A 24,038-nucleotide genomic window follows, 5' to 3' on the forward strand; every position below is an offset into this window, starting at 1 on the left:
TTTGAAGATGAAGGCGATGATATTGGCCGCGGGTAAAGGGACGAGGGTCTGGCCTGCGACGAAGACGATACCCAAGCCGATGATCCCGATCCTAGGGCGACCGATTATGGCGTCATTAATTGAGCTTTTTAAAAAGCATCAGATCGATCAGGTGGTGGTGAATACGAGTTATCTAGGGGCGGTGATTGAGCGTTGTTTTGGCGATGGCGATCAATACGGTGTCGATATTTGTTACTCCTACGAGGGGGAGTTAATCGATGGTGAGCTGCACGATAAGCCTCTTGGCTCGGCAGGTGGTATGAAGAAGGTGAATGACTTTTGCGGCTTCTTTGATGATACTTTTTTAGTGACTTGTGGTGATGCCTGGATTGACTTGGATATTAATGCGGTGCTGCAAAAACATCGAGAAAAAGGCGGTATTGCAACAGTCGTGCTGCAACCCATCGCGAGAGAGGAAGTCTATAAATACGGTGTGGTAGCGCTAGACGCTGACGATAGAGTGCGTTGCTTTCAAGAGAAGCCGTCGCCTGAAGAGGCTGTCTCTAATATGATTAATACCGGTATTTATATTTTCGAACCGGAAATTTTTAATTATATTCCCGCTGATATTGAGTACGATATTGCCGCAGATTTATTGGTTAGTCTCGTTTCTTTGGATGTGCCTTTTTATGCGACGGCACAGGACTTTCAATGGCTAGATATTGGCAGCATTAGCGATATTTGGCGAGCAACACGGGCGATATTAATTGGTGAGATAACTGGCTATAGAATCCCCGGGAAACTTGTGCGTGAAGGGCTTTGGCTCGGAATTAATGTCGCGGTGGACCTCGATAAGGTGACCATTAATGGTCCAGTGGTGATTGCTTCTGGAAGTAAAATCGAGGCGGGGGTGACGATCAATGGCCCGACGGTGATCGGTGCTAATTGTGTATTAGAGAGTGGCTGCGTTGTCTCTGAATGTTTAATTGAAGATTATACTCGGGTGGCCGCGGTAGCCGATTTATACGAAAAAGTTATTTTTTCAGGTCACTGCATTAATCGTGAGGGAGACTTTGTGAGTCTTCAGGATTGGGATATTGTCTGGACTATTCGTGATAGTCGCTGTGAAGCGGGGTGTTCGGCTATCGATGATAGTGAGCTATACCGGCTGGCGAAAAACATACAGATTTCTGAGAGCGATGGTCGCTCGGGCGCTAGTAGCTAGTGTCGGTGAAGTTACTGGAAGAGATTGTCGACAGTAGCGCCATTGTTGCAGAGATCGGCAGTGAGTATTGTTATGTCAAAGAGCTTTTTATTGCGCTCAATGATTATCTTGCGGTGCATTGTTTTCTGCCGGAGCAGTTGGCGAAGCTTGAGCTGTGTATCGCTGAGGTGGCTAACAATAGTATTCGTCATGCCTATCAGCTACAGAGCGGTCAGCCCATCTGGCTGGCTGCGAAGGTTGAACAGCATCGGCTGAATATACAGGTGATTGATCGAGGCATGTCGCTGCCCTGGTGGCGCCTGTCTCAACAGCTTGACTGGGAGCAGGTGCAGGTTGAAAACCCCGATAGCTGGGCCGTGGATGGCCGTGGCCTACAGATTGTCAGAGATCTGATGGACGAGGTGTCCTATGACAGTATAGAGGGTAATAATATCTTTACGATGACGATGCGACGTTAGCCCCCTGTTGATAATAAGAGGGCTAAATCGATGCTCTTAGCAGGTTAGCTTTAGAGGTCGAGCATATCTTCACGCAGGTTGTCATCAATACTGTCTTTGCCAAGCCAGATACTGAAGAAGATGTCTTTGAAGGCCTTGCCCTTGATAGTGGTGAGGGCCTTGCCGTTTTGACTCACGACGATGGCCTGGTCGCTGTAGGCGAAGTCCAGTGTGTCGTCTTCGTTGACGGGGGCCGATAAAGCATCGAGTAGCTGCTTTATCTCGGGAGCGATAGCAGCGGTATTGTCGTTGGTGACCTTGTTAAAGCCATCGGTGGTCGCACTATTGAGCTTTTCACTGGTGACGAAGCCTGAGGTGATGACGAGGCGGATCAGCATTGGCTGGTCGCTGGTATAGTTACTATCTTTGCCATAGTAGGCGGCTTTGTAGAGCTTTAAGAATAACTTCTTACGCGTACCGTCACCAATTTTTGATAATTGTTGGCCTGCAACAGTCAATGTGTCGGGGAGCTTGTCGGCTGCCCAGGTAGGGCTGGCTGCGGCTAGGGCGAGAAGCCCGGCAAGCAGTATGGAATTAATCTTCTTGATCATAGTTGTACACCTTTATTCAGCAGACTGTTATTAATAAGGTTATTGTTTCGCTGTCACCAGAGTGATCGATGATTACATTAAAAGATAGTGAAGTAAAATGCCGATAAAGATCGCCATGCCTACCCAGTGGTTGTGTAAGAAAGCCTTGAAACACTTTTCTCGCTCGCGGTCTTTAATCAGGTACTGCTGGTAAGCGGATAGACCGGCTGCAACCGCTAAACCTAAATAATAGTAGATGCTGAGGTCGAATTGGCGACCGGCGAGTGCCATGGCGAGTAAAAATGTTACTTGTAATGAGCCGGTAATGAGGCGGTCGGCATCGCCGAATAATATGGCTGTCGACTTGACGCCAATTTTTAAGTCGTCCTCTCGGTCGACCATGGCATAGAAGGTGTCGTAGACCACGATCCACAACATGGCGGCGACGAAGATCAGCCACATTGCCTGGGGCAGCGTCTCCGTTTCGGCACTGAAAGCCATCGGGATGGGCCATGAATAGGCGGCACCGAGTATGACCTGCGGTAGGTTGGTGATGCGCTTCATGAAGGGGTATGTGGCGGCGAGCGCCATGCCGCCGAACGAGAGTAGGACGGTCATCTTATTGGTGAAAAGTACCAACAAAAATGATAGTAGGCACAGTATGGCGAACAGTGTCATTGCCTCTCGTGTACTGATGGCCCCTCTGGCGAGTGGGCGCAGCTTGGTGCGTTCGACATGACCGTCGAAATCACGGTCGGCGTAGTCGTTGATGATACAGCCGGCGCTGCGCATTAGTATGCCACCGAGGAGAAAGATGATGACGTTGGCGATACTGGGGTGGCCTTCGCCAGCAAGCCAGAGACTCCACATCGCCGGCCAAAGTAACAGATAGATACCAATGGGACGGTTGATCCGAGTGAGGGCGATGAAGTCGGCAAGACGGTGTTGTTTGAACTCGAGCAGGCGTTGTTTCAGGCGTGTGGCGGTCATAGTTGAATGATCTATCGGTGGCAAGAGCGTTAACTATACGATACTGCGATCGAGCATGGCAGTGTGAAATTGCATATCTTACGGTATGTTGTCTGAGGTTTGAGTTTCGGGGATGAAGTTGTTGAGGAATACCTCACAGACCAGCAGCGGCTTACCCGAGAGCTCGAACTTAGATCGGCGTCCCCAGAGTTTGCCTTGGCCCTGTAGGTTTTCTGGTAGTAGCCGGCTATCGCTGGCGATCTGCGCCACTTCGAAGCTGTGTCGGCGCATGGACTTCTCATTAAACAGCCATTGCCCCAATGGTGTTGTTTGCAGGTATTTGAGGGCGCGGTAGCGGCCACTCAGCGTGCTGTGTGGGATGATGCTACGGGCATAGACCCAGGGTTGATCGTGGCAGAGTAGGGCGACCTCGCGAATCAAACAGATTTGGCGAGGAGAAATATTGAGAGCACGGGCCTCCGACAACGTGGGGCGCCCCCAGTCTTGGCGTAGCAGCTCCACTCGGAAGTGATTGTTTGAGGCACGGATCAAGCGCTGAGTAAGCGAAGACTCGTCGAGCAGCCAGCGGCGAGTAGCGGAGCAGAGGGTTTCTAACCTAAATTGGCGATGATTACGCCAATGATCGGTGTTGGGCTGGTAGTGAGATTGGCAATGATCGTAGAATATACGGGTGTTCATAGGGTGCTGCTGCCGCTGTGTTTTGGGCCTGATGGGTTCGCAATGCCGATGTTGTGATGTTAGATTGTGTGGCGCTTTCTTCGGTAACACCGTGGTAGCGGTGATCAGCTTATGTTGAGTACCCGTGTACCGATTTAAGCATGGCCGATAATAGAGTAAATTAGAGCGACAGTGTTAGCGCTGGGTAATAAAAGTTTCAGTCATGTTGAGGCCAACAGGGTCTTAGCGTGTCGTCGATAAGAAGGTAACGAGAAAATGGCAAAGTGGGAATGTATCGTCTGTGGCTGGATCTACGATGAGGTAACCGGTGATCCTGAGAGTGGTGTAGCCCCAGGTACTAAGTGGGAAGACATACCTGAAGACTGGCTGTGCCCTGATTGTGGTGTTGGTAAGGACGACTTCGAACAGATCGATGGTGGCCCGGCTCCACAGGCTGAAAGCGAGGCGGAAGAAAGCAGTGTTAAGCCAATCGTTATCATTGGCACCGGCCTTGGTGGCTATAACTTGGTGAAAGAGTTACGTAAGAGCGACCAGGAAACGCCGGTGATCATGATTACCGCCGACGATGGCCGTAGTTATTCTAAGCCTATGTTGTCGACGGGTTTTACCCGCAATACCGATGCCGATGGCCTGATGATGGCCGATGCCGGCAAGATGGCGCTGCAGTTCAACGTCAGCATCTGGACCAATACCGAGGTGACGGCCATCGATACCGCTAAACAAGTGGTGACGGCGGCGGGCGTTGAGGTTGAGTACGGTTCTCTGGTGCTGGCCTGGGGGGCCGATGTTATTCGTCCACCGATCGGTGGTGATGCGACTGATAGCGTCTTTTCTTGTAACGATCTCGTCGACTATGCCACTTTCCGTGCGGAGCTGAAGAAGCGCAAGGCGAAGAAGGTCGTGATCATCGGTGGTGGCCTGATCGGTTGCGAGTTCACTAATGATCTACTCAATGGTGACTTTGACGTTGAGACAGTAGACCCATTGGGTTATTGCTTACCGACACTGCTGCCAGAGGCGGCGGGCAAGGCGGTACAGGCTGCGCTCGAGGAGAAAGGCGCCAAGTTCCACTTCGGTCCGCTGGTGACCGAGGTGAATAAGCAAGGTGATGCACTGGGTGTTACCCTGAACAATGGCAGTGTACTTGATGCGGATATTGTCGTCTCTGCTGTAGGTGTTCGCCCTCGCTTGGCTTTGGCGGAGCAGTCTGGCATTGCGGTGAATCGCGGTATCGTGGCCAATCGCTTGCTCGAGACTAGTGCCAATAATGTCTACACCTTAGGGGATTGTGCTGAGGTGGGTGGTAACGTGCTGTTTTATGTTGCGCCGTTGATGGCAGGCGCTCGCGCATTGGCGAAGACGCTAGCCGGCACGCCGACTGAGGTCAGCTATCCTGCGATGCCGGTCACTATCAAGACACCGGCCTGTCCGGTCGTTGTTGCGCCAGCGCCCCGTGATGCTGAGGGTGAGTGGACTATCGAGCAGTCGGGCAATGACGTGGTGGCCGAGTTCCGTAATCCACAGGGCGAGTTAATTGGCTTCGCTTTGACTGGTAAGGGAACCGCAGAGAAGGTACGCTTGCAGAAAGAGCTGCCGGCTATTATGGCCTAAGAGGCTTACCGCTGGGCTATCGTCTGACGATTCCCCAGCGGTACGATAAAGGGATTTATCGCTTGCAAACTGTTGCAAGCACATTACAAACTCGTTAACTTGTATAGCGATATTAAATCCGTCATGACTGCACTGTCACTAGCATTGCCAAGCATGATATCGATTTCTCAGATCCATAAGAATTAAAAGACAAAAACCAAGGAGTTGTACTATGCGTAAGCCAGAATTGGTTGCCGCGATTGCCGATAAGGCTGATTTAAGCCAAGAAAAAGCTGCCCAGGCCCTGACCGCTATCCTCGATGAGATGACGACGGCGCTGAGTCGTGACGAAAGTATTTCATTAGTTGGCTTTGGTACGTTTGAGCAGCGTCACCGTGCGGCACGTACCGGCAAGAACCCACAGACCGGTGAGCCTATCGAAATTAAGGCGAGTAATACCGTGGGGTTCAAACCAGGCAAAGCATTGAAAGAAAAAATTGCCTAACGATAACGATATGTTTGGCAATAAGAGAGCGGCTTAGGCCGCTCTTTTCTTTTCTGTAATAAACCTAGGCATGCCCGTAGCGTGTCGCCTCTGGTAGCCAGCGCGTGACCACTCCCTCGATACACTCCGGGTGGCGGCTGACGAGCTCCTCTGCCGCCTGTTTTACCGGCTCAAGTAAGCTACTGTCACGGCTAAGGTCGGCGACCTTAAACTGCATCAGGCCCGTCTGTCGAGTCCCGAGCACCTCCCCAGGACCGCGTAACTCGAGGTCTTTTTCGGCGATATAGAAGCCGTCGTTACTCTGTCGCATCGCCAGTAGTCGTTCTTTGCCCTGCTTCGACAACGGTGTCTGATACATCAGTACGCAGTGGCTGGCGACGGAGCCACGGCCCACTCGGCCGCGTAGCTGGTGCAGCTGTGCGAGGCCGAGGCGCTCGGGGTTCTCGATTATCATCAGGCTAGCGTTGGGCACATCGACGCCGACCTCGATGACGGTAGTGGCGACGAGTAGTTGCAGCTCATGGGCCTTGAAGCGTGCCATGATATCGGCTTTCTCTTGCGCCTTGAGTCGCCCGTGTACGAGCCCGACAGCGAGTCCGTTGAGCTGTTTGGTTAGCTCTGCGTAGGTGTCTTCGGCGGCCTGTGCCTGCAGCTGGTCGGACTCTTCGATGAGGGTACAGACCCAGTAGGCCTGCCGGCCATCTCGGCAGCTCTCGCGAATTCGCTCGATCACCGCATCGCGCTTATTGTTGGCCATGACCACGGTATTGACCGGTGTGCGCCCGGGAGGAAGCTCGTCGATGATAGAGCAATCGAGGTCGGCATAGGCGCTCATTGCCAGGGTACGGGGTATCGGTGTGGCGGTCATGATTAATTGATGGGGGTAGCGCCCTAGGTGGGCACCTTTTTCACGCAGGGCGAGCCGTTGATGGACGCCGAAGCGGTGTTGCTCGTCGATGATCGCGAGGCCGAGCTTGGCGAAGTGAACCTCCTCCTGAAAGAGTGCGTGGGTGCCGACGATGACCTTGGCCTCACCGCTACTAATCAGTTTGAGTTGGTCCTGGCGCTTCTTGCCTTTGACTCTGCCGCTGAGCCAGCCAACTTTGACGCCGAGTGGTGTAAACCAGTTACTGAAGTTGTGCAGATGCTGCTCTGCTAATATTTCGGTGGGTGCCATGATCGCGACTTGGTAGTCGCTGCTGATGGCGGCGCAGGCCGCAATGGCGGCGATGACGGTTTTACCCGAGCCAACATCGCCCTGTACTAATCTCAGCATTGGCAGTTCACTGGCAATGTCGGTAAGAATTTCGTTTTGTACCTTCTGTTGGGCATTGGTTAGGGCAAAGGGAAGACCGTCGAGAAAGCGTGGCAGCAGCTCGCCCTGCATGTTCAGTCGTGGTGCCGGTTGCTGTTGAGCGATATTGCGTAACTGCAGCAGGCTGAGGTGGTGTGCCATTAGCTCCTCGAAGGCCAGGCGCTGCTGGATGGGGTGTTGGCCGGCGGCTAGTAATGTCATGTCCGCGTCGACAGGGGGGTGGTGCAGAAACCGTATCGCCTCCGCTAAGCTGGTGGTCGCTATGGGCCCGATATCGCGTGGTAGCCATTCGCGCAGCTGTTGTGGGCCGAGCATTGTCAGGGCTTGCTTGACCAGCTTGCGCCAGCCGGCCTGATGCATGCCCTCGGTCGAGGGGTAGACCGGGGTTAATTGCTCGGGTTGGTCGATGGTATAGGCGCTGTCGATTAGCTGGTATTCGGGGTGGTAGAACTCGATGCCACTGGCGCCTCGCCTCGCCTCGCCAAAGCAACGCAGCCGGTCGCCAGTAGTGAGGTTGTTTTTCTGACTTGCGGTGAAGTGGAAGAAGCGCAGCGTTGCTAGGCCGGTACGATCTTGGATTTTACAAACGAGGCTGCGGCGTCGCCCCATGACGACGCTACACCCCTTAATCTCCCCCTCAATGACGGCCTCGACGCCGACCTGTACACTGGCAAGCGGGGTGACGCGGGAGCGATCCTGATAGCGCATAGGCAGGTGAAACAGCACGTCTTGTATGCTTATTACGCCGACTTTGGCCAGTTTCTCCGCTACCTTTGGGCCAACGCCCTTGAGTGTGGCAACGGGTATTTGATCGAGGCTCTGAGTCATAGTGCTGGACCGCGATGAAGTAATCGAGTGATGGGCGATATCTCTGTAAGATGGAACAGAGAATCTAAAATAACACTGGATATATCCACAGTTCAACTATCTTTAGGGCATGCTGTGGGCTGTGGTGGCAAAGGAGGGAGTAATGGCGCGCATTTTAATTGTTGGCTGTGGTCGGCTGGGTATCATGGTGGGTGATCAGCTGCTGCGGCAGGGACACGAAGTAACGGGCCTGCGTCGTCATCCGGAGCAATTGCCGCAGGGGTTCTTTGCCGTTGCGGCCGATATTACAGACCCGGCGAGCTTAGCGGGCTTGGCGAGGCAGTGCTTTGACTATGTGTTGGTGGCGACGACGGCGGGAGAGTTTAATGATCAGGCTTATCGGCGGGTCTATGTTGAGGGGCTAGGGCACCTACTTGCGGCTTTAAGTAAACCGATAAAACGGCTTTTTCTGGTGTCGAGCACCAGCGTCTACCACCAGAGTGCGGGTGAGTGGGTCGATGAGGCCTCCGTAACACAGCCGAGTAGTTTCTCTGGGGTGCGTCAGCTCGAGGCGGAGGCTCTGGCTCAAGAGAGCTCTATACCGGTGACGGTGATTCGTTTCTCGGGCATCTATGGTCCCGGGCGCTACCGCTTGATTGAGCAGGTGTTGCATGGCCAGGGCGCAAGCGGCGAACTCTATACTAATCGTATTCATATCGACGACTGCAGTGCCGTGATCTGTCATTTGTTGGCGTTGAGTGAGCGAGGCGATGAGGGTGATGATCAGCTTTATGTTGCGACAGACCATCTACCGGTGACCATGCTGACGATCAAACAGTGGTTGGCAGTACAGTTGGGCGTTGAGGGGGGCACTTTATCAGCAGCAAGTGTTGCTAATCGACGCTCGAGTAAAAAGCTGAGCAACAGTAAGTTACTCGCAACGGGTTACCGTTTCCTTTACCCGAGCTATCTTGAGGGTTATAGCCAGGTGTTAGAGGGGTGGCGACAGCAACATAGGTTATGAGAGGCAGAGTGGGCCATGCTGACGGTTGCAGCAGGCCCAGCAAAAGTTATAGCACGAGAATCATTTCAATCTCGACGGGGACACCCTTGGGGAGGGCGGCAACTTGCACACAGGCGCGTGCAGGGTAAGGTTGCTCGAAATAGCTTTCCATGACCTGATTGACGGCGCTAAAGTCGTTGAGGTCGGTGAGTGATATGTTGACCTTAACGGCATCTTTGAAGGTGCCGCCGGCGGCCTCAGCAATCGCCTTGAGGTTGTCAAAAACCTGTCTGGTTTGTGCTGTGATGTCACCCTCTACGAGTTCCATGGTGCCGGGGATAAAAGGGATTTGACCGGAGATGTAGACGGTATTGTCGGCTTTGACGGCCTGCGAGTATGGGCCGATAGCGGCCGGTGCGTTTGAGGTGTTGATGGCGGCTTTATTACTCACGTGTGAACTCTCTATGCTGTGGTGAAAAGAAAGAGCCCAGCAGTGGGCTGGGCTCGTTGATTCGCTAGGGGCTGATTAGTGTTGTACGCGGTTAACCTTTACGGTCCCTTTGATTGCTCGGATGTGCTTGATGACGCGGGCCAGGTGGATGCGGTCACGGACGGTGACGGAGATGCGCATAGTGGTGAACTGTGCATCGCTTTCGCCGGTGGTGATCTTATCAATATTGGCCTCGAGTGCATTAATGCGTGTCGCCAATAAGGCGAGCATGCCGCGGCGATTCTCCAGTTGCAGGCGCAATTCGGCCATAAACTCGCCCTGTACTTCGCTGGCCCAGTTGAGCGGAATGCATTTGTTGGGGTTGTGGCGAATCTCGTCGATGTTGGTACAGCGATCGCGATGCACGACGATGCCTCGGCCGGCGCTGATGTGGCCGACGATTGAGTCACCAGGAATAGGCGAACAGCAACGTGAGTAGCTAATGATCAGGCCTTCGGTGCCGGAGATGACAACGGGCTCAATGCTCCTATTAATGCTGCCATCACTGCCCATATTCTGGATCAGGGTCTGTGCGGTGAGGAAGGCGACACGATTACCGAGGCCGATATCTTCCAGCATCATGTCGAAGTTGCTGTGCCCGCTCTGCGCCAATAGCGGCTCGATCTGCTGAGCCGTGAGGTCGTCGAGGCTAGTGCCTAAATTGTTCAGGGCCTTCTCTAGTAGCTTGCGGCCCAGGGAGATCGATTGGGCGTGTCGCTTGGTCTTGAGGAAGTGACGTATGGTTGAGCGAGCCTTACCGGTAGTGACGAAGCTGAGCCAAGTCGGGGCAGGTTGTGCCGAGGGCGAGGTGATGATTTCGACGGTTTGGCCATTCTGTAGCGGTTCCGACAACGATGATAGTCGCTTGTTGAGGCGAGCGGCGACGCAGCTATTGCCGATATCAGTGTGCACGGCGTAGGCGAAGTCGAGCGCGGTAGCACCCTTAGGCAGCTCCATGATCTTACCCTTTGGTGTAAAGACATAGACTTCGTCGGGGAATAAGTCGATCTTCACGTTCTCGATAAACTCGAGCGGGTTGCCTGCGGTCTGTTGAATCTCCAGGAGTCCCTGCACCCATTTGCGCGCTTGAGCATGGCTCACCGATAATGGCGCATCCTCATCCGTTTTATAGAGCCAGTGCGCAGCAATACCATTATTGGCCATTTCTTCCATATCGCGGGTGCGGATCTGTACCTCGATAGGGATGCCGTGGGGACCGAATAAAACGGTGTGCAGCGATTGGTAACCGTTTGACTTAGGGATGGCGATATAATCTTTGAACTGCTCGGGCACCGGCTTGTAGAGACTGTGGATTACGCCAAGAGCGCGATAGCAGCGGTCGACATCGTCGACGATGACGCGGAAGGCAAATACATCCATGATCTCTGAGAAGGATTTGTGCTTGGCGCGCATCTTCTGATAGATGCCATAGAGGTGCTTCTCGCGACCGATGACCTCGGCGCGGTGACCAAGCTCTTCGAGGCGTTCGGCGATGGTGACTCGAGTCTTGGCGATGAGCTCGCTGCGGTTGCCGCGAGTGGCGTCGACGGCGGCCTTGACGCGGGTGGAGCGCATCGGGTGGAGCGCCTGGAAGCCGAGCTCTTCGAACTCAAGCCTAAACTCATTCATGCCAAGGCGATTGGCAATCGGTGCGTAGATTTCCAGCGTCTCTTTGGCGATGCGGCGCTTCTTCTCTGGTCGCAGTACGCCGAGTGTGCGCATGTTATGCAAGCGGTCGGCGAGTTTGACGAGAATGACGCGGATGTCTTTGGCCATGGCCAAGGCCATCTTTTGGAAATTCTCCGCCTGTTGCTCGGCGCGGGTTTCGAAGGTGATCTGAGTCAGCTTTGAAACGCCGTCGACCAAATCGGCGACGGTCTCACCAAACTGTTCGATCAGTGCCTGCTTTTCTATGCCGGTATCTTCGATGACGTCGTGCAGCATCGCGGCCATTAGGCTCTGATGATCCATGTGCATCTCTGAGAGAATGCTGGCGACGGCAAGGGGATGGGTGACATAGGGTTCGCCACTGCGGCGCAGCTGGCCATCGTGGGCTTGTTCCGCGTAAAAATAGGCACGACGAACTTGCTGGATCTGCTCCGGCTCGAGATATTCGGAAAGATTCTCGGTAAGAGATGCTATGTTCTGCACTAGTGCCCCATATCGATACGGTTATCGCATACTACTTATAATCAGATGACCTGTATTAAACCATTTGCACTATATTACAGCGTAAAACGGAATATCAGTATAGTGATGACGGTACATCATTACCGTCATCATTGCTCGATATTATAGCCTTTCGTCGGCGGCAAATTCAGCTTCGGCCTCAGCAAAAGCTTCCTGACGCTCTTCTTCAGCCATCTTGTCATGGGTGGTGAGGCCCTTGGCGATTTCGCGCAGGGCAATAACGGTCGCCTTGTCTGAATCTTCTTCCACCTTAGGCTCTTTACCGCCGGTAGCTAGTTGGCGTGCACGCTTGCTAGACACCATGACCAATTGAAAGCGGTTTTCAACGTGATCTAAACAATCTTCTACAGTAACTCGTGCCATAATTTTCTCGCGATATTGGATAGAGGTGGCCCCCCAAAAGATAGTCTGTAGGGCCCAATTGGAGGATTATACAAAAAACGACGGCGACTGCCTAATATTGGTTGAATATTAGTCGATAGTATTTCCTATGTCGCCGACGCGCTTAATGTTGGAGCAGGCCTTCGATGAGCTTTTCCTGGCGCAGATGTTGTGCCTTGGCGATTAGACGCTGTGCTCTTATGATGCAACGCAGGTCTTTGAGTGCGTTGTCGAAACACTCGTTGATGACGAGGTAGTCGGCGTCTGCATAGTGAGACATCTCACTGATTGCCTCGTCCATGCGGCGCTGGATGACCGCCTCGTCGTCTTGGCCTCGATTGGTAAGGCGCTCGAGTAGGGCTTGTCGTGACGGCGGCAGGATAAAGATGGATAGTGTCTCTGGCAGTAGGCGTTTGACTTGCTGCGCGCCCTGCCAGTCAATCTCGAGAATGACGTCGAGGCCCTGAGCCAGGTTACTTTCGACCCACTGTCGGGAGGTACCATAGAAGTTGCCGAATACCTCAGCATGCTCGATGAACTGTGATTCAGCTAGCATGGCCTGAAACTGTTGTGGGCTGACAAAGTGATAGTTGACGCCGTCTATCTCGCCGGGGCGAGGTGGTCGAGTGGTGTGGGATACCGACACATTAACGAATTTTTTGCTTTCAATAAGTGCTTTAACCAAGCTGGTCTTGCCAGCTCCGGAGGGGGCTGCAATGGTGTACAGGGTGCCGCGTTCGCTGCTCATGTTAATTACTCTATGTTCTGAATCTGTTCGCGCATCTGTTCGATGAGCACTTTTAGTTCTACCGCGGCTTGTGTCGTTTTGCTGACGATAGACTTAGAGGAAAGGGTGTTGGCCTCGCGATTAAGTTCCTGCATCAGGAAATCGAGGCGACGCCCGCAGGGGCCGCCCTTATGGAGGACACGCCGAACCTCGGCAATATGGGTGTCGAGGCGGTCGAGCTCTTCGGCGACGTCAGCCTTCTGCGCCAGGTGTACCATTTCCTGGGCGATTCTGTCGTGATCAAGCTCGCTCAGCATCTCCTCGAGGCGCTCTAATAACTTGTTGTGTTGTGCGAGTAAAATACCATCCATCTTGCCGCGCACTTCGACGGTGATGTGGGTGATGCTATCGAGGCGGTCGAGGATGACCTGTTTCATCGCCTCGCCTTCGCGTATGCGGCTGTCGGTTAACTGACAGATCGCTTGCTCGAACAGGGCGCTGGCATCGCTCTGTATCTGTGCATCATCGAACTCTCTCTCTCCGAGTACGCCGGGCCAGCGCAATACGTCCAAGGCGTTGGGGGGGGATAGTGTCTCATCGAGCTGTTGCAGCTGAGTGACCGCAGTGAGCAATTCACTCGCCAACTGATTGTTGACGTTGAGTTGTTGCCGTTCGTTGTGCAACTGAAAACGTAGAGCGCACTCTACTTTTCCACGTGCTAGGTGCTTACGTAGTGATTCGCGAATGAGTGGCTCCAGGCTGCGTAGAGCTTCCGGCAGCTTGAAGCTGGGCTCTAGGTAGCGCTGATTGACGGAGCGCAGCTCCCAGGTCAGTTGCCCCCAACTGTAGTCGCCTTGTTGGCGGCTGAAAGCTGTCATGCTCTTGATCGGACTGTGATTTTTACTCATCGGCAAGATCGATGTCCCGGTTGATATCATTGGCAGGAGAGTTGACCGCCCATTTTAACTCAGCTTGCCGGTGCTTCCTATCCCATCGTGGCAATGAGGGCTAAATAGTTGTCGTGTTGTCTCGTGAAAGTGAGCTTTAGCAGTCGTAGCTAGCTTCGCGTATACTGTGCTGCCATTTCTTATCGTACTAACTACGAGGTATTCTCCCGTGTCTAGACCCAGCGGTCGCGAACCCAATCAGCTTCGCCCAGTAAAAATCACCCGAAACTTTACCTGCCATGCCGAGGGCTCTGTGTTGGTCGAGTTCGGTAATACCAAGGTGATCTGTACTGCCAGTGTCGATAAAGGGGTGCCTCGTTTTATGCGTGGCGAAGGTAAGGGCTGGGTTACTGCCGAATACGGTATGCTACCTCGCTCAACCGGTAGTCGCATGGGGCGAGAGGCTGCACGTGGTAAGCAGGGAGGGCGCACCGTCGAGATACAGCGCCTGATTGGTCGCTCACTGCGTGCGGCCGTGGACATGAAGGCGCTGGGCGAGTACACCATCAATATCGACTGTGATGTTATTCAGGCTGATGGCGGCACGCGTACAGCCTCGATTACTGGTGCCTGTGTCGCCATGGTTGATGCCTTCAGCAAGATGTTGGCCGACGGCGCCATTAAGCAGAACCCGCTCAAGCAGATGATTGCATCGGTATCGGTGGGTATCTATAAAGGTATGCCGGTATTGGACTTAGATTATCCTGAAGACTCTAACGCGGAGACGGATATGAATGTGATCATGACTGAGAGTGGCGGCTTTGTCGAGGTGCAGGGAACAGCAGAGGGGGAGACCTTCAGTCGCGAAGAGCTGAACGCGATGTTGGCCTTGGCGGAGCAGGGTATTGCCGAGCTGGTGTCGTTACAGAAGCAGGCGCTGGCCGACTGATAGGCTAGTGAGCGGCGACGTGTCGTTAAATGACGGCCGCCGCCACCTCTATTAGCCTGAGATGAGTTCGTAGTCGTAGTCCATGATTAACGGAGCATGGCTTGAGAACTCTTTGCTCTTATAGGCTGCACCGTATTCGACGGTCGAGCGCATGCCGTTAGAGATAACCTGTAGGTCGACGCGCCAGCCATTTTTGCCGCGCTCGCCGTTGGGCCACCAAGTGAATTCGTCGCTGTCATTATTGATGGTACGGAAAGCATCAATATAACCCAGCTCATGGTACAGATTATCCATCCACTGGCGTTCGAAGGGCAGGAAGCCGGAACAGTCTTCGTTATCTTCCGGTGACTGAAGGTCAATATCTTGGTGTGCCATCTGCCAGTTGCCGCAGATAATAAATTCACGACGCTTGTTGCGAATCTTGTTGAGGTGGCCGGCGAGCTGATCGAAAAACACTGCCTTCTCTTCCACCGCGGTAGGCGAACCATCGGCGACGTCGGGTGCTAGGATACAGCCGATACTGATGTTGTCGTAGTCGGCTTGAATATAGCGGGCATGCATATCGCTCTCACCGAAGCCGAGTCCGGTCATGATTGCCTTGGGGATCTGGCGGACATAGATAGCCACCCCGTTGACACCACTGGGGGAGTCGAAAAAATAGCCGTAATAGCCTTCGGGAAAGAAGACGTTGTCGGTTAGGTCGTATTCCTGGCAGCGCAGGTCTTGGATGCAGATGATGTCAGCATCTTGTTCTACCACCCACTCAAAGAAGCCGTTTTGGGTGGCTTGTTTGATACCATCGGCACAAAAGCTAATTATTCTCATGACTTCCTCTTAGTTAAGAAGCGCGTATTCTACACTGTGTACTAGATTTGGTGGACATAATAGCGCAGTAGTTTTATAAAAAACTGATGCTTAGCATAAAATATGCGGTTGTTTAGTTCCACTTAGCTTGTAAGTAGTTGCGACACCCGCATCTCGACACGTTAAACTATGCCCCAACAAAGGTCTTATCATTGTTAGCTTGGTTATTGTCAGCCTAGTTCAAAGATAGCCGTTTTTGCGTATTATTGAAGAAAAGACAGTCGTTTTAGAGGTTTTTATGCAGCAGTACCGGAAGGATTTTATTGATTTGGCGATTCGCTACAAGGCCCTTGGCTTTGGTGAGTTCACTCTGAAGTCGGGACGCGTTAGCCCCTACTTCTTCAATGCCGGTCGTTTTGATAGTGGTGCAGGGCTGGCCATGCTTGGCCGCTGTTATGCTGAGGCGATCGCGGCGAGCGGGGTAGAATTTGATGTCTTGTTTGGTCCCGCCTACAAGGGCATACCGCTGGGGGCGACGACGGCAGTAGCGCTTGCTGATCACCACCAGAGCGATGTGCCCTTTGCCTTTAACCGTAAAGAGGCAAAGGACCATGGTGAGGGTGGTACGATTGTCGGTGCCGAGCTGAAGGGCAAGGTGCTAATTATTGATGATGTGATTACTGCCGGCACCGCCGTGCGTGAGGTTATTGATATTATCCGTGCAGCGGGAGCCGAGCCAGCCGGTGTTGTTATTGGCCTAAACCGTCAGGAACGCGGTAAGGCAGAGCTATCGGCGATCCAAGAGGTAGAGCAAGACTTCGGTATTCCTGTGGTGAGTATCATTACGTTGCAGGATATCGTTGATTATCTCAACGCCGGGGTTGAGCAAGCCGATTTAATCACTCGTATTGATGATTATCGCCAGGCTTACGGTATTTAAAGGCACCCTGACTTTGTGCCATGTCGTTGTATTTGCTCGAATGAGGAGGTTGCTGTGGCGAGCAGGAATAATGCTGTTTTAGTCGTTGCGTTGCTACTAGTGAGTGTCGCCGCGCAGGCGGACTATTATCGTTATATTACCGATGAGGGGCAGACCGTGGTGGTTGGTCAGCTCAATAGTGAGGCTATTCGCCTAGGCTATGAGCAGCTCAGTGACAAGGGACAGGTCATCAAGGTTGTTGAGCGTAGTAAGAGCAATGAAGAGAAGGCGCGGCTGCGTGCTGAGCAGTTGCGTGCTGAGCAGCAGCAGGCCTGGGATAAATCGCTACTGCTGAAGTACTCGACAGTGGAAGATATTGAGGCGTCTGCCGTGCGTGCGCTCAGAGAGATTGATGTTCGCCTGGGGATATTGCGCAGTAATCGCTCGGTGCTGAAAACGCAGCTTAATAGTGAGCAGGCGAAGGCGGCCGATATTGAGCGTCGTAGTCAGCAAGTTCCTGAGGATTTACAGTTAAGGATTAAAAACTTAGCTATAGAGCTCGACACTACCAAGGAGACGATCGCGCGCCACCAGAGGGAGAAGCTCGAGCTACAGAGCTCCTATAAGCGAGACGCGGTACGCTTTGCTGAGCTGAAGTCTATAACTGAGCTGCGAAATACCTACCACCAGAATTAGTGTTGTCTAACAGCTGCGGTACTTAGCGGCTGTTAGCGGCGGTGTTCTTGAAGAAGCCTTGCATCAGCAGTGGCCACTGCTCCTGCCAGAACTCGGTGGGCTTTTTACTGAAGTTACTGCGTACGTATTGATTAATGCGACCGTCGACGACGGCAATCAGTAGATTGGCTGCGACACTGACGGTGACCGTCGGGCGTAGGCCTTCGCGCAGTTCTGCTTCACGTAAAATCTGCTTGAGTTGTGTCTCTAAGCGCTCGAAGAACTGGGTGACACGAGCGTGTAGTTTATCACTTTCTCCGGTGAGCGCATCGCCGGTGAGAATTCTAGTGATGCCGGGGTTTCTCTCAGTGAAGGCGAGTAGTAAAGAGAGGATGGCCTCGCAGCGGCTCTCTGCCGTAGCATACTCATCTCGAATGATTGAAACGCGGGTAAAAATAGTTTCCTCAATAAACTCGATCAACCCCTCGAACATTTTGCTCTTGCTGGGGAAGTGACGATAAAGTGCCGCCTCGGATACGCCCACCTGCTTGGCTAGTGCCGCGGTGGTGATTCTCGCGCCCGGGCTGGCCTCCAGCATGTGCGCAAGTGCCTCAAGGATTTGCTGTCGTCGTGAAATTTTTTGTGTCTGTGTCATTTTATCGTCGCTTTACCTAGCCCAGCAGGCTTTCGATTTTTCTCAACAGGCGCCGTGCGACTGCATGGCGCATACATCGTTGTCTTACTTCGGCGCTGTTTAGCGTCGGTTGGTAATCAAGGTGCCAACACCGTCATCGGTGAATATCTCGAGCAGAACTGCGTGGGCTACACGACCGTCGACAATATGTGAAGCGGAGACCCCTGCTTTGACGGCGTCTAGGGCGCACTGGATCTTTGGCAGCATACCGCCGTAGATGGTGCCGTCGGCAATTAGCTCATCAACCTGCGGTGTCGTTAGTCCAGTGAGGATATCACCATTCTTGTCGAGTAGGCCGCTCACATTGGTCAATAACATGAGCTTCTCTGCCTCTAAAACTTCTGCTATTTTCCCCGCTACCAAGTCCGCGTTGATATTATACGACGAGCCGTCGGCACCGACACCAATAGGAGCAATGACGGGGATAAAATCACCGGCAATGAGCGTGTCGATGACGTTGCGGTTGATATAGGCTACCTCGCCAACGTGGCCGATGTCGATGATTTCGGGCACTAACATGTCGGGTGTTTGTTGCTTGACCTCAAGTTTTCTTGCTTGAATGAAACTACCATCTTTACCGGTAATACCAATCGCCTTGCCGCCGTGCTGATTGATGGTGTTGACGATTTCCTTGTTGACGGAGGCGCCCAGGACCATTTCAACAACATCCATAGTCTCGCTATCGGTGACGCGCATACCGTTGACGAAGCGAGTTTCTATATTGAGTTTGTTGAGTAAATTGCCGATCTGTGGGCCGCCTCCATGCACCACAATAGGGTTGATGCCGACGGTCTTCATCAGAACTATATCACGGGCGAACTGGGCGTTTAGCTGTGGATCCGTCATCGCATTACCGCCGAATTTAACGACGATAGTCTTACCGGCAAAGCGCTGGATATAGGGAAGGGACTCGGTTAAAACGTTAGCCACATTAGCGGCAGCTTTGATATCTAATGACATTCTCTGACCTTGATGCTGAGCTCGCTGTGCCGTGGGCTCAGAAATTAACAGCGATTTTGTTCTTTATTGTTAACAGCTGTTGCTGAAACATGTTTTGTATTCTATCGATCACATCGTGGCTGTCACCTTCGAAGCGGAAGGTGAGTGCGCCGCTAGTATTGGAGGCGCGTACAAGCCCCCAACCATCGGGAAATTCGACTCTTAAGCCATCGATGCTGACTATCTTACCATCACTGAAATCGCCCGTATCGATAAGCTGTTCGATGATGGCAAATTTAATCGACTCTTCAACCTTAATAATGATTTCCGGTGTGCTGATGGTGTTGGGCAGCTTATCGAGCAGCTCGCTGAGATCCTGCCCGCCGGTTGAGAGAATCTCTATTAACCTGGCGGCACTATACAGGCCATCATCGAAACCAAACCAGCGCTCTTTGAAGAAGAAGTGTCCGGTAAACTCGCCGCCGAGTAGTGCGCCGGTAGAGCGCATTTTGTCTTTAATGAGCGAGTGACCGCTCTTCCACATGACGGGGCGGCCGCCATAGGAGGTTATTAAGGCGTTGAGTTGTCGCGTGCACTTTACGTCGAAGACGACGTCTGCGCCAGGGTTACGAGAGACAACATCCTGGGCAAATAGCATGAGGAGCCGGTCGGCGGGGATGATCTCACCATTGCTATCAACGACGCCCAGGCGGTCGCCATCACCGTCGAAGGCGATGCCTAGGTCTGCCTCGTGCTCCTGAACGGCCGTGATGAGATCGGCCATGTTGTCGGCAACGCTGGGGTCAGGGTGGTGGTTAGGGAAGTTGCCGTCGACTTCGCAATAGAGGGGGATGACTTCACAGCTGAGTTCTTCAAAGAGCCTTGGGGCTGCTTTGCCGGCGATGCCGTTGCCACAGTCGATGACGATTTTGAGTGGTTGGGCGATGGCGATATCAGTGATGATGCTGTCGATATAGTCGGCGTCGATACAGGCTGCCGAGAGAATCCCCTCACCTTCGGCGAAATGGTTTTTTTCGATACATTGATAGAGCGCTTGGATTTGCTCACCATGCAGTGATTTCTGCTCAATCACTATCTTCAGGCCGTTGTATTCTTTTGGGTTGTGACTACCGGTGATCATCACACCGCTGGTGAATTCGCTGAAGTGAGTGGTGAAATAGAGTAACGGTGTTGCGACATCGCCTATGTCGAGGACGTTGATTCCTGTGCTGAGTAATCCCTCGATCAGTGCCTGCTTGATCGCAGGGCTGGAGAGTCGGCCATCACAACCGACGGCAATATGCTGCTGTTGCTTATCGAGGCAGGCAGAGCCTATCGCCTTGCCAACCTGTACGACGGTAGTCTGGTCAAGCTGGCTGCTGGCGATGCCACGAATATCGTAGGCGCGGAAGATAGAGCGGTCAGGCAGAAGCAATATATCATCCTCGTCCACCTCGTCCACCTCGTCCACCTCGTCCACTTCGTCCAAAATGTTTTTTGGGAGAGCCTCTTCTATTAGCTGACCGGTTCCTTGATTGCGAGTGTCTTCGGAGGAGGGAGCAGTGGTTGTCGTTAGTTTATTACTGTTTGAGGGGGGCGTGGTTTGTTTAATTGTCGAGGCTTGTTTGGTGCTGTCTATGGTGGAGCTTGGGCGTGTGGAGCGTTTCGTCGCACTGAAGTTGGTGATTAGATAGCCAAGTAAGCAGATGGCGGCGATGCAGGCGGCGGCGAGATAGCTCAGTAGCGATAAGTTACTGTGGTCAAGCTGACTGTTGGCGAGTGCGCTACTGGAAAGCTGAGCGCTAAGGCTGATGCCAGGTACCTTTTTCGAAGGTAACTGGGCATGATAAAGGCCCGGCACGATTACCCCGCTGGAGGCGATGAGCTTGCCTTTAAAGGAGAGTGCATAGGAAGCCTTATTGTTCGTGCTAAGTGACAATTTAGCCAATTCGGTGAGGTCGTAGCTAGCCAGCAATATCGCTGAGACCTGTTGCTCGCTGTTATCAATGGGAGCACTCAGTAATAGTGTGTCGCGCTCGTTGAGTCGGTAGGTGTCATGGATAAGCTGGTGTTGGCTGATGGACTTGTTGACGACATCGGCTTCGATGTTGTTACGTAGAATGTTGTGACTATCTAGCGTCAAGCCACCTTCTTCGACGGTGAGGAGCCGCGCCTCGGTGGCGGGTATGATGCCTGCCACGATGGCGTTCTTTAGCTCTACCTGCTCGTTGTGGTTGCTGGCACTTTTGGCCCGCCTTTCGAGACCGCGCTGGAGCAAGACTATATTGTGGTCAAATAGTTGCATCTGACCGCTGCCATAAGCGTCGGTCAGCCGTTGCTGTTGCGTCTGTTCGAAGGGGGTAATGAGCTGATTGTTGATGAACTGGAAGCAGGCAATAACAACGGCCGCAATGAGTAGGGGGGTGATAACGACGGCCAGTAGAAATGCAGATGGCTTCAGGGAGAGTTTGGGTCGCACCATTATCGTGTCCTAGCTTTTGTTATTGTGTTGAATATAAAAAGGGGAGGCGAAGCCAGCTCCCTAGATAGAGGTTAATGTACTTTGGTTGCAATCTTGGCAATGAGTAGGCGACCGAGTTGCTGTTTTGAGGTTTGGGCTATCGCCTCGCTGTCGCCGCACTTACTGAAGATGGTAACGGCGTTGTCGTTGCTGTTAAAGCCAATGTCGCTGTTGGCGACGTCGTTAGCAATAATCATATCAAGTTTTTTACGTTGCATCTTATCGCGTGCGTAGCGCTCGACATCTTGGGTTTCGGCGGCAAAGCCAACGGTAAAAGGACTATCGTCGCGGGCGGCGACGGTGCTTACGATATCGACATTTTTGATCAGTGTTATATTTAGTGTGTCGGTGGTTTTTTTAATTTTTTGTTCGGCGCTGCTGACGGGACGATAATCGGCGACCGCAGCAGTGGCGATGAATATATCACAGTCATCAATGAGTGACAGGGTTGCTGCGCACATCTCGCTGGCGCTAGTAACGTCGATCCTGTGCACGCTGTCGGGGGTGCTCAGGTGGACAGGACCTGCAATAACCGTCGTAATAGCACCGGCCTCGGCTGCGGCTGCGGCGATGGAGAAGCCCATTTTGCCTGAGCTATGATTACTGATATAGCGTACCGGATCGAGAGCTTCTCGGGTTGGCCCTGCGGTAATCACCACGCGTAGGCCGTCGAGGCTGCGGCTCTGAAACTGTGCGGCGACGCTGGTGGCAATTTCCTCCGCTTCTAGCATGCGCCCTGGCCCCGTATCGCCGCAGGCCTGCTCACCTTGATTGGGACCGATTAGTTGCATACCGCGAGAGCGTAGTTGCTGACAGTTATGTTGCGTAGCAGGGTCTCGCCACATTGCCTGATTCATCGCGGGGGCAATGATAATTGGGGCGCTAGAGGCCAGCACAACCGTACTGAGCAGTGTTCCTGCAGAGCCAAGGCTAAGCTGCGACAATAGGTCAGCAGTCGCTGGGGCGATCACAATACAGTCGGCCCAGCGTGCCAGTTCAATATGCCCCATAGCGGCCTCCGCCTCGGGATCGAGCAGGCTGTGATGCACAGGGTTACCTGATAACGCCTGGAGTGTGAGTGGGGTGATGAACTCCATTGCGGCAGCGGTCATGATCACCTGAACATTGGCGCCAGCCTTTTTAAACAGGCGGATAAGCTCTGCGGATTTATAAGCAGCGATGCCGCCGCTGACGCCGACTAAAATGTTTTTGTTGGTAAGTTGTTTCATGACACCTACTGACTACACTGGAATGTTATGGCTAAGATACCATTGGCTGATGCTTATTCGAAATGACTTTATCCATCATAATCAACAAGGAGGTTGATTAACATGGCGATTGTGAATTGGACTGCGGCACAGCGACCACGAGAAAAGCTATTATTTGGAGGCGCGGCATCGTTGAGCGATGCGGAGCTTCTGGCGATACTCTTGCGTACCGGTGTGGCGGGGTGTTCGGCAGTAGAGTTGGCGCAGTTGATGTTGCGTCGTTTTGGTGGTTTGAGGGCTGTGCTGAGGGCGGACCAGCAGGCGTGCTGCCAGATAAAAGGTGTTTCAGAAGCAAAGTTTGTTCAAATTCAGGTGGTTACGGAGCTCTCGAAGCGAGCGATGGCGGAGGCCATGTGTACGGAGGGGGTATTGAGCAGTTCGTATGCAACGAAAGAGTACTTACGTTTGTATCTGCGTGAGACCGAGTACGAGGTCTTTGTTGTGATGTTTTTAACGAATGCACATGCAGTAATTGCCACAGAGGAGATGTTTCAAGGTACAATCGACGGCGCCAGTGTATATCCCAGAGAAGTGGTCAAGCGTGGCCTTCATCACAACGCCGCGGCTATCATTTGTGCACACAATCACCCTTCGGGCACGCCCGAGCCCAGTGAGGCTGATATTCGCATTACTCTGCGACTAAAATCTGCCCTAGACCTGGTTGGGATTAGTGTGTTAGATCATATGGTTGTAGGGGATATGGAGGTAGTTTCGCTGGCGGAAAGGGGCGTGATTTAGGGGCTTTGTGAGCGAAATAAAGAGGGCGAAATAGTGTCAAAAAGTTGCTATTGATTTTTTGTTCTGGTATAAAGCGCCCCTCTTGTGCGGTCTGGTACAGGCAACGTGTGTTTCACGTTTGAGTATGCCGACCCTAAATCGAGTCTAGGTTTATTTAATTTATGGTGCCCAATTTGGGCGTGAGGCGATCTCAATGTCTAAAGTCTGTCAGGTTACTGGTAAGCGTCCAGTAACGGGAAATAACGTTTCCCACGCAAAGAACCGTACCAAGCGTCGTTTTTTGCCAAATCTTCAATCTCACCGTTTTTGGGTTGAGTCTGAAAATCGTTTTGTTAAGCTGCGTATCTCTACTAAGGGTATGCGTGTTGTTGATAAGAAGGGTATCGATGTAGTTCTAGCTGAACTCCGTGCTCGTGGCGAAAAAGTTTAAGGAATTTAATCATGGCTGCAAAAGGTGCACGTGAGAAGATCAAGCTGGTATCAAGTGCTGGTACAGGTCACTTCTACACTACAGATAAGAACAAGCGTAACACTCCAGATAAGATGGTATTCAAGAAATACGATCCTGTAGTGCGTAAGCATGTTGAGTACAAAGAAGCTAAGATCAAGTAATAGCTTCCCCCGCTGGCTCTTGCCAGTATAGAAAAGGCCGCCATCGAGCGGCCTTTTTTTTGCCTGCGTTTTGTCGTTGAGGATTTGTGGTCTGCCTTTTGTAAGTATGTTTACGTGTTTTTTGT

25 protein-coding genes are annotated in these 24,038 nt (G+C 52.6%); 11 read left to right on the forward strand and 14 right to left on the reverse strand.

Annotation, left to right across the window (positions count from 1 at the left end):
• The first annotated feature begins 7 nt into the window (after positions 1–7).
• Both EDC56_RS16335 and EDC56_RS16340 read left to right on the forward strand, forming a co-directional pair.
• Complete coding sequence (locus tag EDC56_RS16335; protein ID WP_123713642.1) at positions 8–1,204, forward strand: nucleotidyltransferase family protein; 1,197 nt, start codon at positions 8–10, stop codon at positions 1,202–1,204.
• Positions 1,205–1,209: 5 nt separating this feature from the next.
• Positions 1,210–1,662 (forward strand): ATP-binding protein, encoded by a 453-nt coding sequence (locus EDC56_RS16340; protein ID WP_162844222.1) that lies wholly within the window; start codon positions 1,210–1,212, stop codon positions 1,660–1,662.
• Positions 1,663–1,712: 50 nt separating this feature from the next.
• On the opposite strand, the gene EDC56_RS16345 is transcribed toward EDC56_RS16340, so the two are convergent.
• The 3 genes from EDC56_RS16345 to EDC56_RS16355 all read right to left on the reverse strand — a co-directional run bounded on the left by EDC56_RS16345 (position 1,713) and on the right by EDC56_RS16355 (position 3,899).
• Complete coding sequence (locus EDC56_RS16345) at positions 1,713–2,252, reverse strand: chalcone isomerase family protein (protein WP_123713644.1); 540 nt, start codon at positions 2,250–2,252, stop codon at positions 1,713–1,715.
• Positions 2,253–2,324: 72 nt separating this feature from the next.
• Positions 2,325–3,221 (reverse strand): 4-hydroxybenzoate octaprenyltransferase, encoded by an 897-nt coding sequence (gene ubiA, locus EDC56_RS16350; RefSeq protein ID WP_123713645.1) that lies wholly within the window; start codon positions 3,219–3,221, stop codon positions 2,325–2,327.
• A 78-nt stretch (positions 3,222–3,299) separates the two neighbouring features.
• The gene (locus EDC56_RS16355; RefSeq protein ID WP_123713646.1) at positions 3,300–3,899 is read right to left on the reverse strand and encodes a chorismate--pyruvate lyase family protein; all 600 of its coding nucleotides are present in this window, start codon (positions 3,897–3,899) and stop codon (positions 3,300–3,302) included.
• A gap of 255 nt (positions 3,900–4,154) precedes the next feature.
• On the opposite strand from EDC56_RS16355, the gene EDC56_RS16360 reads away from it, so the two are divergent.
• Both EDC56_RS16360 and EDC56_RS16365 read left to right on the forward strand, forming a co-directional pair.
• Entirely contained in the window at positions 4,155–5,510 is a 1,356-nt protein-coding gene (locus EDC56_RS16360) for an FAD-dependent oxidoreductase (protein ID WP_123713647.1), read from the forward strand.
• Positions 5,511–5,721: 211 nt separating this feature from the next.
• On the forward strand, positions 5,722–5,994 hold the full coding sequence (locus tag EDC56_RS16365; RefSeq protein WP_123713648.1) for an HU family DNA-binding protein: 273 nt from the start codon (positions 5,722–5,724) through the stop codon (positions 5,992–5,994).
• 64 nt (positions 5,995–6,058) lie between these two features.
• Here the strand turns inward: EDC56_RS16365 and recG are convergent, their stop codons facing one another.
• Entirely contained in the window at positions 6,059–8,137 is a 2,079-nt protein-coding gene (recG, locus tag EDC56_RS16370; RefSeq protein WP_123713649.1) for an ATP-dependent DNA helicase RecG, read from the reverse strand.
• 142 nt (positions 8,138–8,279) lie between these two features.
• On the opposite strand from recG, the gene EDC56_RS16375 reads away from it, so the two are divergent.
• Entirely contained in the window at positions 8,280–9,140 is an 861-nt protein-coding gene (locus EDC56_RS16375) for an SDR family oxidoreductase (protein WP_162844223.1), read from the forward strand.
• A 46-nt stretch (positions 9,141–9,186) separates the two neighbouring features.
• Here EDC56_RS16375 and EDC56_RS16380 read toward each other — a convergent pair whose 3' ends face one another.
• The 5 genes from EDC56_RS16380 to EDC56_RS16400 all read right to left on the reverse strand — a co-directional run bounded on the left by EDC56_RS16380 (position 9,187) and on the right by EDC56_RS16400 (position 13,815).
• On the reverse strand, positions 9,187–9,570 hold the full coding sequence (locus EDC56_RS16380; protein WP_123713651.1) for a RidA family protein: 384 nt from the start codon (positions 9,568–9,570) through the stop codon (positions 9,187–9,189).
• Between the two features lie 75 nt (positions 9,571–9,645).
• Positions 9,646–11,760 carry a bifunctional GTP diphosphokinase/guanosine-3',5'-bis pyrophosphate 3'-pyrophosphohydrolase gene (gene spoT / locus EDC56_RS16385; protein ID WP_123713652.1) on the reverse strand — a complete coding sequence of 705 codons (2,115 nt, stop codon included), beginning with the start codon at positions 11,758–11,760 and terminating at the stop codon, positions 9,646–9,648.
• Between the two features lie 141 nt (positions 11,761–11,901).
• Complete coding sequence (gene rpoZ, locus EDC56_RS16390) at positions 11,902–12,162, reverse strand: DNA-directed RNA polymerase subunit omega (protein WP_123713653.1); 261 nt, start codon at positions 12,160–12,162, stop codon at positions 11,902–11,904.
• Between the two features lie 142 nt (positions 12,163–12,304).
• Positions 12,305–12,928: a guanylate kinase gene (gene gmk, locus EDC56_RS16395; protein WP_123713654.1), complete on the reverse strand. Its 624-nt coding sequence runs from the start codon at positions 12,926–12,928 to the stop codon at positions 12,305–12,307.
• A 5-nt stretch (positions 12,929–12,933) separates the two neighbouring features.
• Positions 12,934–13,815, reverse strand: coding sequence for a YicC/YloC family endoribonuclease (locus EDC56_RS16400; RefSeq protein ID WP_245980725.1), 882 nt, complete (start codon positions 13,813–13,815; stop codon positions 12,934–12,936).
• A 208-nt stretch (positions 13,816–14,023) separates the two neighbouring features.
• Here EDC56_RS16400 and rph point away from each other — a divergent pair, with 208 nt between their 5' ends.
• On the forward strand, positions 14,024–14,743 hold the full coding sequence (gene rph, locus EDC56_RS16405; RefSeq protein ID WP_123713655.1) for a ribonuclease PH: 720 nt from the start codon (positions 14,024–14,026) through the stop codon (positions 14,741–14,743).
• Between the two features lie 51 nt (positions 14,744–14,794).
• Here the strand turns inward: rph and EDC56_RS16410 are convergent, their stop codons facing one another.
• Positions 14,795–15,568: an exodeoxyribonuclease III gene (locus tag EDC56_RS16410; RefSeq protein WP_123713656.1), complete on the reverse strand. Its 774-nt coding sequence runs from the start codon at positions 15,566–15,568 to the stop codon at positions 14,795–14,797.
• 277 nt (positions 15,569–15,845) lie between these two features.
• Between EDC56_RS16410 and pyrE the strand changes: the two genes are divergently transcribed.
• Together pyrE and EDC56_RS16420 are read left to right on the forward strand one after the other, a co-directional pair.
• Entirely contained in the window at positions 15,846–16,487 is a 642-nt protein-coding gene (gene pyrE / locus EDC56_RS16415; RefSeq protein WP_123713688.1) for an orotate phosphoribosyltransferase, read from the forward strand.
• A 54-nt stretch (positions 16,488–16,541) separates the two neighbouring features.
• On the forward strand, positions 16,542–17,162 hold the full coding sequence (locus EDC56_RS16420) for a DUF4124 domain-containing protein (protein WP_123713657.1): 621 nt from the start codon (positions 16,542–16,544) through the stop codon (positions 17,160–17,162).
• Positions 17,163–17,184: 22 nt separating this feature from the next.
• Here the strand turns inward: EDC56_RS16420 and slmA are convergent, their stop codons facing one another.
• The 4 genes from slmA to coaBC form a co-directional block, all read right to left on the reverse strand.
• Positions 17,185–17,796, reverse strand: a complete 612-nt coding sequence (gene slmA / locus EDC56_RS16425) for a nucleoid occlusion factor SlmA (protein ID WP_123713658.1) — start codon at positions 17,794–17,796, stop codon at positions 17,185–17,187.
• A gap of 99 nt (positions 17,797–17,895) precedes the next feature.
• On the reverse strand, positions 17,896–18,795 hold the full coding sequence (argB, locus tag EDC56_RS16430; protein WP_123713659.1) for an acetylglutamate kinase: 900 nt from the start codon (positions 18,793–18,795) through the stop codon (positions 17,896–17,898).
• Between the two features lie 37 nt (positions 18,796–18,832).
• Positions 18,833–21,256 carry a phosphomannomutase/phosphoglucomutase gene (locus EDC56_RS19995; RefSeq protein WP_123713660.1) on the reverse strand — a complete coding sequence of 808 codons (2,424 nt, stop codon included), beginning with the start codon at positions 21,254–21,256 and terminating at the stop codon, positions 18,833–18,835.
• Between the two features lie 71 nt (positions 21,257–21,327).
• On the reverse strand, positions 21,328–22,524 hold the full coding sequence (gene coaBC / locus EDC56_RS16440) for a bifunctional phosphopantothenoylcysteine decarboxylase/phosphopantothenate--cysteine ligase CoaBC (RefSeq protein WP_123713661.1): 1,197 nt from the start codon (positions 22,522–22,524) through the stop codon (positions 21,328–21,330).
• 102 nt (positions 22,525–22,626) lie between these two features.
• Between coaBC and radC the strand changes: the two genes are divergently transcribed.
• The 3 genes from radC (at position 22,627) to rpmG (ending at position 23,913) form a co-directional block, all read left to right on the forward strand.
• The gene (gene radC, locus EDC56_RS16445) at positions 22,627–23,301 is read left to right on the forward strand and encodes a RadC family protein (protein WP_123713662.1); all 675 of its coding nucleotides are present in this window, start codon (positions 22,627–22,629) and stop codon (positions 23,299–23,301) included.
• 193 nt (positions 23,302–23,494) lie between these two features.
• Positions 23,495–23,731, forward strand: coding sequence for a 50S ribosomal protein L28 (gene rpmB / locus EDC56_RS16450; RefSeq protein WP_123713663.1), 237 nt, complete (start codon positions 23,495–23,497; stop codon positions 23,729–23,731).
• 11 nt (positions 23,732–23,742) lie between these two features.
• Positions 23,743–23,913, forward strand: a complete 171-nt coding sequence (gene rpmG, locus EDC56_RS16455) for a 50S ribosomal protein L33 (RefSeq protein ID WP_123713664.1) — start codon at positions 23,743–23,745, stop codon at positions 23,911–23,913.
• Positions 23,914–24,038 lie beyond the last annotated feature (125 nt).

Source organism: Sinobacterium caligoides (assembly GCF_003752585.1).
Classification (GTDB): domain Bacteria; phylum Pseudomonadota; class Gammaproteobacteria; order Pseudomonadales; family Sinobacteriaceae; genus Sinobacterium; species Sinobacterium caligoides.

Coding starts and splice junctions, on each gene's coding strand:
- recG (WP_123713649.1), bottom strand. CDS start 8,137: ATGACTCAGAGCCTCGATCAAATACCCGTTGCCACACTCAAGGGCGTT.
- coaBC (WP_123713661.1), bottom strand. CDS start 22,524: ATGAAACAACTTACCAACAAAAACATTTTAGTCGGCGTCAGCGGCGGC.
- radC (WP_123713662.1), top strand. CDS start 22,627: ATGGCGATTGTGAATTGGACTGCGGCACAGCGACCACGAGAAAAGCTA.
- pyrE (WP_123713688.1), top strand. CDS start 15,846: ATGCAGCAGTACCGGAAGGATTTTATTGATTTGGCGATTCGCTACAAG.
- EDC56_RS16410 (WP_123713656.1), bottom strand. CDS start 15,568: ATGAGAATAATTAGCTTTTGTGCCGATGGTATCAAACAAGCCACCCAA.
- EDC56_RS16345 (WP_123713644.1), bottom strand. CDS start 2,252: ATGATCAAGAAGATTAATTCCATACTGCTTGCCGGGCTTCTCGCCCTA.
- rpmB (WP_123713663.1), top strand. CDS start 23,495: ATGTCTAAAGTCTGTCAGGTTACTGGTAAGCGTCCAGTAACGGGAAAT.
- rpoZ (WP_123713653.1), bottom strand. CDS start 12,162: ATGGCACGAGTTACTGTAGAAGATTGTTTAGATCACGTTGAAAACCGC.
- EDC56_RS16335 (WP_123713642.1), top strand. CDS start 8: ATGAAGGCGATGATATTGGCCGCGGGTAAAGGGACGAGGGTCTGGCCT.
- argB (WP_123713659.1), bottom strand. CDS start 18,795: ATGTCATTAGATATCAAAGCTGCCGCTAATGTGGCTAACGTTTTAACC.
- EDC56_RS16360 (WP_123713647.1), top strand. CDS start 4,155: ATGGCAAAGTGGGAATGTATCGTCTGTGGCTGGATCTACGATGAGGTA.
- gmk (WP_123713654.1), bottom strand. CDS start 12,928: ATGAGCAGCGAACGCGGCACCCTGTACACCATTGCAGCCCCCTCCGGA.
- EDC56_RS16400 (WP_245980725.1), bottom strand. CDS start 13,815: ATGAGTAAAAATCACAGTCCGATCAAGAGCATGACAGCTTTCAGCCGC.
- EDC56_RS16375 (WP_162844223.1), top strand. CDS start 8,280: ATGGCGCGCATTTTAATTGTTGGCTGTGGTCGGCTGGGTATCATGGTG.
- EDC56_RS16365 (WP_123713648.1), top strand. CDS start 5,722: ATGCGTAAGCCAGAATTGGTTGCCGCGATTGCCGATAAGGCTGATTTA.
- EDC56_RS19995 (WP_123713660.1), bottom strand. CDS start 21,256: ATGGTGCGACCCAAACTCTCCCTGAAGCCATCTGCATTTCTACTGGCC.
- EDC56_RS16355 (WP_123713646.1), bottom strand. CDS start 3,899: ATGAACACCCGTATATTCTACGATCATTGCCAATCTCACTACCAGCCC.
- rpmG (WP_123713664.1), top strand. CDS start 23,743: ATGGCTGCAAAAGGTGCACGTGAGAAGATCAAGCTGGTATCAAGTGCT.
- ubiA (WP_123713645.1), bottom strand. CDS start 3,221: ATGACCGCCACACGCCTGAAACAACGCCTGCTCGAGTTCAAACAACAC.
- slmA (WP_123713658.1), bottom strand. CDS start 17,796: ATGACACAGACACAAAAAATTTCACGACGACAGCAAATCCTTGAGGCA.